The 12,444-nt window shown below is 55.0% G+C and carries 9 protein-coding genes, 4 tRNA genes and 1 other RNA gene; 8 read left to right on the top strand and 6 right to left on the bottom strand.

Translation table 11 applies throughout. From position 1 onward, the window contains the following. The first annotated feature begins 133 nt into the window (after positions 1 to 133). The 3 genes from ACOCD2_RS05185 to ACOCD2_RS05175 all read left to right on the top strand — a co-directional run bounded on the left by ACOCD2_RS05185 (position 134) and on the right by ACOCD2_RS05175 (position 6,316). Positions 134 to 1,081 carry an outer membrane lipoprotein-sorting protein gene (locus ACOCD2_RS05185; protein WP_293643695.1) on the top strand — a complete coding sequence of 316 codons (948 nt, stop codon included), beginning with the start codon at positions 134 to 136 and terminating at the stop codon, positions 1,079 to 1,081. A 104-nt stretch (positions 1,082 to 1,185) separates the two neighbouring features. Continuing rightward, the gene (locus ACOCD2_RS05180; protein ID WP_293643697.1) at positions 1,186 to 3,345 is read left to right on the top strand and encodes an RNA polymerase-associated protein rapA; all 2,160 of its coding nucleotides are present in this window, start codon (positions 1,186 to 1,188) and stop codon (positions 3,343 to 3,345) included. A gap of 235 nt (positions 3,346 to 3,580) precedes the next feature. After that, on the top strand, positions 3,581 to 6,316 hold the full coding sequence (locus ACOCD2_RS05175) for an efflux RND transporter permease subunit (protein ID WP_293643699.1): 2,736 nt from the start codon (positions 3,581 to 3,583) through the stop codon (positions 6,314 to 6,316). A 117-nt stretch (positions 6,317 to 6,433) separates the two neighbouring features. Here the strand turns inward: ACOCD2_RS05175 and pth are convergent, their stop codons facing one another. From pth to ACOCD2_RS05145, 6 genes are all read right to left on the bottom strand, one after another. Continuing rightward, a complete protein-coding gene (gene pth / locus ACOCD2_RS05170) occupies positions 6,434 to 7,015 on the bottom strand; it encodes an aminoacyl-tRNA hydrolase (protein ID WP_293643701.1) in 582 nt (193 codons plus the stop codon). Positions 7,016 to 7,083: 68 nt separating this feature from the next. Continuing rightward, the gene (locus tag ACOCD2_RS05165) at positions 7,084 to 7,740 is read right to left on the bottom strand and encodes a 50S ribosomal protein L25/general stress protein Ctc (protein WP_293643703.1); all 657 of its coding nucleotides are present in this window, start codon (positions 7,738 to 7,740) and stop codon (positions 7,084 to 7,086) included. 85 nt (positions 7,741 to 7,825) lie between these two features. Then, complete coding sequence (locus tag ACOCD2_RS05160; protein ID WP_305800177.1) at positions 7,826 to 8,764, bottom strand: ribose-phosphate diphosphokinase; 939 nt, start codon at positions 8,762 to 8,764, stop codon at positions 7,826 to 7,828. Positions 8,765 to 8,835: 71 nt separating this feature from the next. Next, a tRNA-Gln gene (locus ACOCD2_RS05155) sits at positions 8,836 to 8,910 on the bottom strand. Next, entirely contained in the window at positions 8,889 to 9,758 is an 870-nt protein-coding gene (gene ispE / locus ACOCD2_RS05150) for a 4-(cytidine 5'-diphospho)-2-C-methyl-D-erythritol kinase (RefSeq protein WP_293643707.1), read from the bottom strand. The genes ACOCD2_RS05155 and ispE overlap by 22 nt, the downstream gene beginning before the upstream one ends. Beyond that, entirely contained in the window at positions 9,755 to 11,494 is a 1,740-nt protein-coding gene (locus ACOCD2_RS05145) for a tetratricopeptide repeat protein (protein WP_293643709.1), read from the bottom strand. Before ACOCD2_RS05145 ends, ispE begins: the two co-directional genes overlap by 4 nt. Positions 11,495 to 11,669: 175 nt before the next feature. On the opposite strand from ACOCD2_RS05145, the gene ACOCD2_RS05140 reads away from it, so the two are divergent. The 5 genes from ACOCD2_RS05140 to ACOCD2_RS05120 all read left to right on the top strand — a co-directional run. Next, a tRNA-Tyr gene (locus ACOCD2_RS05140) sits at positions 11,670 to 11,754 on the top strand. Positions 11,755 to 11,769: 15 nt separating this feature from the next. Beyond that, a non-coding RNA gene (locus ACOCD2_RS05135) (RtT sRNA) lies at positions 11,770 to 11,910 on the top strand. Between the two features lie 136 nt (positions 11,911 to 12,046). Beyond that, a tRNA-Gly gene (locus ACOCD2_RS05130) sits at positions 12,047 to 12,120 on the top strand. A gap of 46 nt (positions 12,121 to 12,166) precedes the next feature. Then, positions 12,167 to 12,242 (top strand) — tRNA-Thr (locus ACOCD2_RS05125). A 72-nt stretch (positions 12,243 to 12,314) separates the two neighbouring features. Beyond that, positions 12,315 to 12,444: GTP-binding protein (locus ACOCD2_RS05120; protein ID WP_293672440.1), on the top strand; the 130-nt coding region annotated here is incomplete at its 3' end.

The raw sequence follows: 12,444 nt of genomic DNA, 5'->3' as shown, positions 1-12,444 counted from the left end.
GCAGGATGCAGCAATCAGCGTATAGAACAAGCTCTAACGGGCAGTATGAACAAAATAGCAACTTTATTTCACCCGAAAATATACGGTGGAACAATGTTGCTTACTCTAAACTCTAGTCGTAGGAACTGAATTGATGATTAAGAAAAAAATCGTTGCCTCTGTCGCCGCTGCGCTGATGGCTACCAGCCTGACCGCAGTGGCCGGCACACCAAAGGACTTGCCTTATCCCTCCGGAGATCTGACTGCAGAGCAGGTTGCCAATCAGGTGTATTTCGTAAACCATTTCTATGCCATGAAAAACTACGCCATCACCAAGAAAGGCAAGAAGATTACTACCCTCATACTCAAGGGGAAAGGCGAGAAACCCACTACCATCACCCTCGAACGCTTCCTGAACAACAATTACGACGACGGTGTTATCCAGGCAAAAGACCTGGCAATTTTCCGTTCAGGCAAGTTGCGGGGCACGGGCATGCTGATCACCGACTATGTCGATGATGCCAAGTCCCAGTCCTACATGATCTGGCTGCCGGCGTTGCGCAAGATCCGTCGTTTTGCCCAGCCTGCGCATGATGATGCCTGGGGGGGCAGTGACTTCACCTTTGGTGATGTAACCTTGCGTAAACCGATTCACGAAACCCATGAGCTGCAGGGCAAAGAAACCTTCAATGACTGCCTGGGTGCCATCGATATTCCCGAGAATCAGCGTGGCCGCTACACGCGCAACCTGCCTGCAGCTGCCTGCGAGCACAAGGGCAAGGAAGTCTATAAGCTGAAGAGCACCACCAAGTTCAAGAACTGGTGGTACGACTATCGCATCAGTTACGTGGATGCCAAGACCTTTGCCGATTACCGCACCGAATACTTCAAGGGTGGAAACAAGATCAAGGTCATCGACCGCAACTGGGTTGATGCACCGCTTGATGATCCCCGTGCCCAGTTCTGGGGTTACTGGTATGGCAAGACGCTGGCTACAGGCCATGAAACCTGGGCGGTTATCCCCGAAGGGGTGAGCGTTGCCAATGGAGATTTCGCCAACAAACTCTGGTCCGAGCAGACACTGCGGAAGATCAAGCGTTAATCAGAAAACAAGCCTGGATTCCCGGTTGTTTCGGGGGTCCGGGGCAATATATCCAGTGGTGTGGCCTGCCTGTACCGGCCGCGCCTGATTTCGGAGAGAGTAAAATGTATAAACGTTCATCCCTTTATCTGGCAGTTGCTGCTGCCATGGCACTGCCGGCTTCGGCAAATGCCAGTTTCTTTGAAGACATCGAGGTCAATGGCTTCCTGAAAAATGAAACCGCGGTCTACCTGAATGACGGTCAGATGACCGGTGAAGCGCGAAGCATGCTGGACGATCGCCATCACGGTGCGGGCGACATCATGAAGTTCGAGAACTCCGCGCGGTTCTTCATCAATGGTCTTATCGGTGACGATGCAAGCTGGCACATGGATCTGAACATCGTCTGTGATTCCGCAGGCGTAAACAGTAGTTACCAGTGTCATGAAAGCTACACACAGAACGACTGGCTGCGTGAGCTGTATGCTGATGTTTCCGTATCAGACTGGAATCTCCGTCTGGGTAAACAGCAGGTGGTCTGGGGGACTGCTGACGGCATCAAGCTGCTCGACATCATCAACCCGACAGACTTTCGGGAGATGGCCCAGAATTCCATGGAAGATTCACGTATTCCCATCTGGATGATCAATGCAGAGCGCAATATCGGCGAGACCGGAAATATCCAGTTCATCGTTTCCGAGAACCGCAAGAACGCCATTCCGGGTCTGAACCGTGATGACGATTCCAAGCATCCCTTCATCATGAAGGGTGTTGATTCCATCACTGGTGGTGTCAATGGCTTCCTGAATGTCACGCCGGCGCTGGCAAGTGTGGCCGGCAGCTTCAATGGTGCTGCCTTCGGTGGTATGTTTACCGGTAACCTCAACTTTGCAGGACTGCTGCCGTTTGCGGGGTTGACCGTGGATGGTTTTGCCAGTACCGAAACCATTTTTGGCTTCCCCTGCCCGCCAACCGGTTGTGACGGTACGCAGACGCCAGTGCCCTTTGGTCCTGGTTATATCGTGCTGAACAACATCGCCCAGAACGGCCTGTATACCGGCGATCCCAATGCCAACAACAACAAGACCAACCTGATGAATGTCAATGGTCCTCAGGTTACGCAGGTAAGCTGGAATCCTTCCAACCCGAAGTCTGCATTCGAGTACATGCCCAATGCAACCTTCGCTACCTTCAATACCTTCACCACCATGAACGCCAACGGTACCTTCTCCGGTGCGACCACCAGTTACAAGGTTGATGACCCGGATTACTACAAGGCGAATGCCGGGCTGCGTTACCGGGGATCCCTGGACAATGGCCTGAACTTCGGCCTGAACTATTTCTATCACTACAGCGCCAACCCTGAAATCAACCTGAGCTGGCATGACAAGGTGACTGGCGAGGAACTGACGGTGTTGCGTGCCCGTGCGATGGATACCGGTATGACGGATCCCGGGGGCAATCCTGTGTTCGTGCCCAACCCTGGCGATACACTGGCAGCCAACGAAGTTGGAAACAATGCCATGACCAGCCTGGATGCCATGCCGACCATTCTGCTTGTCAACAAGGCCGGCCAGTTCTATGGTGCATTCGACCCAACCACGGGTATGCCCAATGCCAATGGGAATGGCGTGAATATGCGCATGACGGAAACCCGTTCCCGCGTACACAGCATTGGTGGTTCTCTGGACTATGGCACCCAGTTTGGCAGCCTGCCGGTCGTATTCCGTGCTGAGCTGCTGTATGACAAGGATGAGAAGCAGCCTGTTGTCGACAAGCGCCTGCTGGGTATCGGAGATCTGACCCATGCCCTGACCATGGAAGACATGGACAAGTTCAGTTATGTCATCGGTGTGGATATTACCGTGCTGACCAACATGTTGATCAGTGGCCAGTTCATCCAGCAGAACAATCTGGATTTCGTGGATGACAAGCGCACCTGCACTTCACAGGCCGGCAATACCTATGACTGTTCCCGCTATACGGGTGATTTCTCCACCCTGCACCTGACCAATGGCATGAACAAGGGTTGGGAAAACAAGGAATTCTATTCCCTGTTCCTTTCCAAGCCCTTCGGTGAGAGTCAGCTCGGTCGCTGGAACAACATCATCATGGCTGAAGATGGTGGTGGTTACTGGAACCGTTTCGACGTTGAATACTCCTTCACCGATGAATTCATCGGTTCAGCAGAACTGAACTTCTACTGGGGTGATGAAAACACTACCTTTGGGCAGTTCAAGGAGTCCTCTAATGCCCAGATCGGTCTGAAATACATCTGGGAATAACAGGTTCATTGTCTAAGCAGTAAATACAGGCAGGCACGCCATGTGCCTGCCTGTCAAATTTATACAATGCCTGGCGGCTGCCGGGTATTGAGGTTTTTCAGAGCCTGGCAACAGGCTCAACCCGCCATATTTCGATAATTCTAACTAGCAGCATATCGAGGAGTTCCTTATGGGAGAGCAGATCCAAAAGAAAGGGGTTGCAGAAAGATACGCGGATTTCGTTTTGAGAAACCGCATGCCGATCATTATTCTGTTGATCATCGGTACTATTGTAGGCGCCTTGTATATCCCCAAGCTGGATGTCCGGAATGATCCGGATACACTGTTGCCTCCCACCAACCGTTATGTTGCGACCAACCTGTATGCCGAACACAATTTCGGCATGGGTAACCTCATGGTTTTCTCATTGCGGGTGAAGGAAGGGGATATCTATCAGCCCTGGTTCATCAATAAAGTGCAGGATCTGCACCGCAAGCTGGTGGCTTTGCCGACTTCCCGGGAAGAGAACTTCATCGATTTCGCCGCACAGAAGATCAAGTACATGACTTCTGACGACAATGGCCTGGTGTTCAAGCGTCTCATTCCCACCTCCGGTATCAGTACCGATGATCCTGCAAAGGCAAGGGAGCAACTGGATTTTCTCAAGGAAGGCATCAAGACAAACCCCGTCATGGCGCCGATGCTGGTGGCCATGTTCGACAAGGATGGCAAACGTTGCGCCTATGAGGATTACCACAAGGAAGAGTGCGTGGCCAAGGCAGCTTACATCATTGCCGACTATACGGACAAAGTGAAGGAAATCTACCTGCCCTGGGTGGAGGAAGTGCGTGCACTCATGGATGAGGTGTCCCAGGATGACCGTATCGAGCTGCTGGTGGCAGGCGAGCCCTACTTCCTGGCCTGGATGCTGGCGGACCTGGTACATAAATGGTGGCTGTTCGCCATTTCCATCGCTATCGTCATACTGGTGTTGTGGCTCGAATTCCGTGACTGGCGCGGTGCCTTTTTCCCGCTGCTGGGTGTGGGCATGACCATTACCTTCACTCTCGGACTCATGGGTTTCACAGCGTTCAAGCTCACCACCATGATGGTGCTCACGCCCATGTTGCTCCTTGCCATCGGGATCGGACACTCGGTACAGGTTACCCGCCGGTTCCTGCTGGATTATGGCGCCTGCGGGGATTGCGATGAAGCGGCCCGTCAGGCGATTTCACACACTATCGTACCGGCGACACTTTCCATCATCACCGACATGGTGGGTTTCGCCACACTGGCGACGGTGGATATTTCCTTCTACAAGGCCTATGCATGGTTCGGTATGTTCGGCATGCTGACGCTGCTGGCCACGACGACGACGCTCATCCCTCTGCTGCTGACCAAATTTCCCCCAACCAGGGAAAGCTGTCAGGCTGGTGGTCACAGCTGGGAAGTCACTGTGGGTGGCATTCTGGCAAAGATCGTCATGGGGCCAGGCAAGTGGATTCCCATCGGATTCATCGTTGTCATTATGGGAGTCTCTGTCTACTACACCAATATTTTCAACTGGAAAGGTGATCCCGAAGCGCAGGTCAAGATGGAGCAGGAAGGCGACATCATGCCGGGCGTGGAAAAAGGCATCAATTATGCGCGGGCGGCCTTCAAGGGCAGTTCACAGATCTGGAAGGACCTGGTGAAGCTGAACCAGATCATGCCCGGTGTTATTTCCGTGAGTATTCCCATACGTGGCAAGGAGCCTGTGTTACCGGACTGTTCGGAAGATCAGCTGTTCCCCGAAGAGATCTACGATATCGAGGATGTCAAGGAACGTAACGCCATCTGTTCAGCAGAGAAGAAAGCTCGTGGCTGTTGGGATGCGGAAGCTTGCGGTGCGCAGGGTGTCTTCAATGATGCTGATGTACTGGCGGACATGGAGGCGATTGAAACCTGGATGCGTTCCCATCCGTTCATTGGTTATACGGGTTCATACGCCCAGTACATCCGTCTGGTGAATATGCTGCTCAGTGCCGAACCCGGTGTGAAGCCGGATGTGAAAGATCTGGCGATTCCCTCCAGGGCATTTCTGACGGCTATTGATCCGGATGATGACCGAGATCCTGACGGTATTGTCCAGTTGTACAATGGCCTGCTTGAGATGATGACCTCGGACGGGGATATGGATTCTTTTGTTTCCGCCGACTGGAATGAAGGTGTGGTGCTGGGTTTCATCAATACGATGGACCCACGGGAGACTCACCAGGTCACCATGGATATCCAGCAGTACATCGAAGAGCACAAGAACGACAAAGGCTTCAGCAAGGTCAATTTCGGCCTGCGTTGCGGACCCGTGGATGATCCGAAACTCTATAAAGCCTGTGACAGCAATGAAATGTCACAGCCGGGGCCCAATTATGTGCGCCCTGCCGTAGGCGGATTCCTGGGTGCGACCGAGGCCACCCGCGAGGTTGCCATGTCCAACTGGCTGACCGGCCCCCTGTTCACCGCATTCGTGGTGTTCGTGGTGGCAGCTTTGATCTTCCGCTCCCTCCTGGTGTCCGGAATCCTGATTTTCACCCTGCTGATCACCCTGTTTGCCCAGTACGGTCTGGGCGGCTACTTTACCTCTGTGCAGGAATGGTCGGGCAACCTGGCATTCCACCTGCTCGTGACACTGAGTATTGCCATGGGTCTGGGTGTCGATTACGGTATTTACATGTTCTCGCGTCTGCGTGAGGAAATGGCGGCTACCGCGGGCGACTGGAGCGCTTCTCTGCGCAAGACGTTGAATACTACCGGGTCGGCGGTTATCGTCTCTGTTGTCGTGCTGCTGGGTAGCTTTATCCCGCTGGTGGCGACGGATCTGGCCAACACCTGGGGACTTGCCATGTTCATTGGCGAGGCGCTGGTCATCGACGTGTTTACCGCGCTGATGCTGTTACCTGTGCTGGTTTATCTGTTCAAGCCCAAGTATGTCTTCGGGGTAAACGGCAGTTAGAGAAAATGCCGGGCGGCGCAAACCGTCCCGTGCATTGCCGTACATAACAAACCGCGTTATCCCTCATGATCAAAGGAGGAGGTAACGCGGTTTTTCTTTGCTGGGAACGGGAGGGCTTCAGCTATCCCGGTGTACCTCGTTCATGAATCGCTGAAAATTACCTTCGAGCAGGTCTTCGATGTGGTCGATGCTGGTGTCGATGGCCTGTTCAAGCTTCTGCTGGTCTTCCCTGGACGGTCTCGAAAGCACATAGTCTGTCACCTGATCCCGGTGCCCGGGATGGTCTATGCCCAGGCGCAGGCGATAGAAATCCTTGCTGCCGAGCGCTGAAATGATGTCTCTCAGCCCGTTGTGCCCGCCATGCCCGCCACCTTTTTTCAGCCGCACCGATCCCGCGGGCAGGTCCAGTTCATCGTGAACCACCAGAATCTGTTCCGGTACAAAACGATAGAAACGTGCCAGCGCACTGGCCGACTGGCCGCTGCGGTTCATGAAGGTCATGGGCTTGAGCAGCCAGCAATCCCCGCCCGGCAGGGATAGCTTCCCGGTCTGGCCGAAAAACTTGTTGTCAGCGCGTAATTGCAGCCCAAAGCGGTTCGCCAGTCTGTCGGCCAGCCAGAACCCGGCATTGTGGCGGGTGTACTGATACTTGTCGCCAGGATTGCCGAGACCGACGATGCAGCGAATACCTTCTTGCATGATGTTGCTCCGGAAACAAAAACGGCGACCCGCAGGCCGCCGCTCATGGTTGGTGCCAGATGGCCAGGTTACTCCTCTTCAGAGGCAGGCTCTTCCGGGGTTTCGGTTTCGGCCGGTGCCTCTTCTTCTTCCTCGACAGCTTTTGCCTTGGCTTGCATGGCGGCTACGAGTTCATCGTGCTCATGCTCATCACCGTGGGTCAATGCCACGATCTCGACACCTTCAGGCAGCTTGATGTCTGTCAGGTGCAGCATGTCGCCGACATCCATACCCGATACGTCTACATCGATGTATTCCGGCAGGTTCTGCGCTTCGCAGATGATCTCCAGATCGACAATGGTATGGGAGATGCTGCCTCCTGCCTTGATGCCGGGAGCGGATTCCTCGCCGGTAAAGTGCAGGGGTACGTTCATCTTGATGCGGTCGGTAGCGGCAACGCGCTGCAGGTCGAAATGCAGGATGAAAGGCTTGGCGGGATGGCGTTGGAGGTCCTTGAGTACCACGCGCTGCTTTTTGCCGTCCATTTCCACTTCGACGATGGATGAGTAGAAGGCTTCATGCTCCAGCAGTTGCAGCAGTTTGTTGTGTGCAGTAGCGACCATTTCCGGATCTTGTCCGCCGCCATAGATGATGCCGGGAACCAGGCCTTCACGACGCAGGCGGCGGCTCGCACCCTTCCCCCCGTCGTTGCGGGCTACTGCTTGAATAGTTAGTATGTCTGACATTACTTTCTCCTGAGAGTAAAAGAAACCCCGGCATAATCGCGACCAGTCATGTCAGGGCAGGTTCTGTGTGCGGTGCACACGGTGTTCAGTCCATAAACAGCGAGCTTACCGACTCCTCGTTGTTTATGCGGCGCATGGATTCTGCCAGGATGCCTGCGATGGAGAGCTGGCGAATCTTGCTCGAATTCTTTGCTGCCGGTTGCAGCGGGATGGTGTTTGTCACCACCAGTTCGTCCAGGTTCGAGCCGTTGATATTATCAACGGCAGGCCCGGACAGCACGGCGTGCGTGCAGTAGGCCACAACCCGGGCGGCGCCATGAGATTTCAGTGCATCGGCGGCCTTGCACAGGGTACCTGCAGTGTCCACCAGATCATCCACGATCACGCAGGAACGTCCTTCCACGTCACCGATGATGTTCATCACCTGGGCTTCATTGGCCTTGGGGCGACGCTTGTCGATGATGGCCAGGTCCGCATCGTCAAGGCGTTTCGCAAGTGCTCTTGCACGTACCACGCCACCGACATCCGGAGATACCACGATAAGTTCGGGGTACTTCTGCCGCCAGATGTCACCCAGAAGTATGGGTGAGGAGTATATATTGTCCACCGGGATGTCGAAAAAGCCCTGAATCTGGTCGGCATGCAGATCCATGGTCAGTACACGGTCGGCGCCCGCGGTGCCAATCATTTTTGCCGCCAGCCGGGCGGTAATGGGCACCCTGGCGGATCTTGGCCGGCGGTCCTGCCGGGAATAGCCGAAATAGGGGATGACCGCAGTTATGCGGTTGGCCGAAGCCCAGCGCAGGGCGTCGATCATCACCAGCAGTTCGATGAGGTGGTCGTTGGTGGGAGCGGAAGTGGGTTGAACCACGAACACATCCCTGCCGCGAACATTGTCCTCGATTTCGACCTGAATTTCGCCGTCGCTGAACTGGTCGACGACAGATTTTCCCAGTGCGAGATCCAGATAGTCTGCGATTTCAATGGTCAGTTCTGGATGGGCGTTGCCGCCAAAGACCATCATGCCACTGCTAGCCACCGTGTTGGACCCCTTGATTTACAGGTCAGCCGCCCTTGGGCGGCATGTTTGAAAAATGGCTGGGGCGGCAGGATTCGAACCTGCGATGCCGGAGTCAAAGTCCGGTGCCTTAACCACTTGGCCACGCCCCATTAAACTTTTCCAGTTTCATGTACAGAGGAGATCTGTTCATTCCCCGGCTCACAAAACCTGTCATATCTGCGGGAATCTGACCGAGTGCGTCTTCCGCCTGCTGCCGCGATTCGAATTCAGCGAATACGCAGGCTCCTGTGCCGGTCAGTCTGCCCTCGGCGAACTGGCTTAACCAGGACAATGCCCGAGAGACTTCGGGATAGCGGCTTGCTACCAGATTCTGGCAGGTGTTCGCCCTCTGTCCCGCAGAGAAGTCGCGTATTGTGATTGTCTCGGCGTCCCGTGTCAATTGGGAATCGCAAAAAATTTCGGCAGTTGAGACGTGGCATCCGGGTGAGAGCACCAGATACCAGGGTTCGGGCGGATTGATGAACTGCAGCTTTTCACCGACGCCTTCTGCCCAGGCAGCTTTGCCGTGGACAAAGATGGGAATATCTGCGCCGAGCTGCAGCCCCAGTTCGGCCAGAGCGCTTGGGGAAAGATTCAGTCCCCATAAGCGATTGAGTACAACCAGGGTGGTTGCTGCATTGGAGCTGCCGCCGCCCAGTCCGCCTCCCATGGGCAGACACTTCTCGATCTGGATGTCCACGCCCAGTGGGCAGTTGCAATGCTGTTGCAGCAGGCGGGCCGCCATGATGGCGAGGTTGTTTTCATCACTGACGCCAGGAATAGCCGGCCGGCAGCTTATTCTGCCGTCGCTGCGGACATCGAAACGGAGCCGGTCCGCCAGTTCCAGGAACTGGAACACGGTTTGCAGCAGATGGTAGCCGTCGGAGCGCCGGCCCGTCACCCGGAGCATCAGGTTGAGTTTGGCCGGTGCCGGCCAAAACACGTCGGATGGCTTCATTGCAGGCGTTTCAGTGCATCCTTGAGTTTCGGGTTGTCCGGATACTTTTTGCTGGCTTTGTCGAGTATGTCCCGGGCTTCCTTTTTGGCGCCTGTGGTCCAGAGTGCTTCTCCCAGGTGGGCGAAGATCTCCGGGTCATCAAGTTTTTCAGCGGCCCGGCGCAGGTATTTCAGTGCTTCGCTGTATTCTTTCATGCGAAACAGTACCCAGCCCATGCTGTCGAGGATAGCGGGGCTTTCCGGATCCAGTTCGAGCGCTTTTTTTACATAGGCATAGGCTTCTTCATAGCGGTCTGTCTGGTCGGCCAGAGTGTAGCCCAGTGCATTCAGGGCGTCTGAATCGTCGGGTTTGATGGCCAGCGCTGCCTTGAAGTCCGCCTCGGCCTTTTCGATATCACCGAGGTCCGCTGCCAGCAGGCCTGTCGCATAAAGCAGATCCGCATCCTGAGGGTAGGCGTTGATGGCTTCATCATAGATTTTCAGTGCAGATTCTGGTTTGTGCAGATCTTTCAACAATTGCGCTTCGGTGATGTAGATCTGTACGGCCTGGTCAGGGTCAGTGAGTCGCAATGCGTTGAACAGCTCATGAGATTCTTCCAGGTTGCCCAGTTTACCGGTGAGTATGGCAGTGCGTATCTGCGCGTCGTTACGCAAACGTCCGGCCTTGATCTTGTTGTAGTTTTCGGTGGCCTGCCTCAGGTTGCCCCGGAGTTCTTCGAGCTGACCCAGAAAATACCAGGCTTCCTCCTCTTTGTGATAGCGGGGATTGTCCCGCAGCTGCTCCCAGGTTGACCTGGCCAGATCCCAGTCCCTGGTCTGCAGTGCAAGAACGCCCACCACATACAACAGTTCGTGATCCTTGGGGTTGAGATCCAGCGCCTTGCGGAAATACTTCAGTGCTTCTTCGTAGTGTTTCTGCTGCATCAGCAGGCGGCCATAGGCCTCGAGCAGTGCCGGGCTGGGGTATTTGTCTGCGGCCTCCCGAAGCAGTTTTTCTGCACCTGCCTCGTCTCCCTGCATGGCAAAAATCTGCACGCGCAGCAGATAGGGTTTGTCCCATTGCGGATCGATTTTCTGCGCCTCATCCAGTGCCTGCAATGCAGTGGTGAATTCTTTTTCCTGGGAGGAGACCAGGGCCAGTGCGTACTGAGCCCGGGCATCCCCGGCATATTGATGGGCGATATCCTGAATTAGTAGCAGCTTGTTCCTGTTCTTGGTCGTCGCCAGGGCCGAGCTCAGGAGCAGGAAGCCGTCCTTGCCCCTTGCCTTGGCGATGAGCAGCATGGCGTGTGCCTGTTCCAGGGCGGTATCCATATCGTCATTCCGCAAGGCGGCTAGCATGGCGAGTTGCCTTGCGGACAATGCGTTGGGATCGTATTCGATCCAGAGCTTCGTAGCGCGTGTGGCGCGTTTCATGTCGTCCTGTCGCCAGGCGAGACGCGCGGCCTTGCTGGCTGCCACCGCATCCTTCGCTTCCTTGGCCGCCAGCAGCAGATGTTCGTAGGCTGCTTCCCATGCGCCGCGCTGGACGCTGATTTCGCCGGCCAGGTAATTGAAGAGGAGTTCTTTGTCGATGGTTTTGGGCGGCACGGCTGTTGATTTGAAAGGCAAAGTCGCGGGAGCAGCAGGTTTTTCTGCCGCCTTTTCAGCTGGCTGCACTCCGTTGTGTGTGGCACAGCTGGCCAGCGCAAAGGGCAACAGCATGATAAAAAACAGATACTTGGCGGGTATGGGCATGGGGATTGCTGGCGCAATTCGTCTATATATAAAGGTGGGTAGTGTACTGCGGTGACAGCAACTTGACCATAGGCAGCGATTCCCCGTCCTGCCTGTGTCCGGAGGCACAGGAAAAATATTCCTGATATTAGGTTGACAATCCGTGAAATTTTCTGGAAAATGCGTCCTCTTTTTTGGAGGGGTTCCCGAGTGGCCAAAGGGGGCAGACTGTAAATCTGCTGGCTCAGCCTTCGGAGGTTCGAATCCTCCCCCCTCCACCAGACTATAAAGTACTCCCGCTGTTCGGCAGGGGGAGGATGAGAACCTCTGAAAGAGGTTCGATTCGCCCGCCGGGAGCGGGCGAAACGGCGGAGCGGAGCGACGCCGGCCCGGAGGGCGGAGGGCAGGATGCACGGAGTAATCCTCCCCCTCCACCAGATTTATTATTTATTGTCCGTGGCCGGAGCATCTGCAACGGCGGGCGAAAGCGACTGGCAGGGATGTTGGTTCTGATCGGTGAATGCTTGGCTTGCCGGTCGTTTGAAGCAGGGCGGTTTTAGCCGCGTTTTCAGTGCGGGTGTAGTTTAATGGTAGAACTTCAGCCTTCCAAGCTGACTACGTGGGTTCGATTCCCATCACCCGCTCCATGTTCTACAGGGATTGTCTGGCAAGGTGCCAGAGAAAGCAAGCTTTGCCCAGATAGCTCAGTTGGTAGAGCACACCCTTGGTAAGGGTGAGGTCGGCAGTTCAAATCTGCTTCTGGGCTCCAGATTCCAGTATGCTTTGGCATGCGGTTTTACTGAAGCGTTGACCATTACATTATTTCGGAGATTGTTCGGCGATGTCTAAGGAAAAATTTGAAAGAACCAAACCCCATGTAAACGTGGGCACTATTGGTCACGTAGACCACGGTAAAACCACGCTGACTGCGGCGATCACGACCGTACAGGCGGCGAAGTTTGGTGGTGAGA

Origin of the sequence: Thiolapillus sp., assembly GCF_048562965.1 — a bacterium.
GTDB lineage: Bacteria > Pseudomonadota > Gammaproteobacteria > Chromatiales > Chromatiaceae > Thiolapillus > Thiolapillus brandeum_A.
Note: the sequence above shows the minus strand (reverse complement) of the source record. Positions and strands in the feature narration are given on the sequence as shown.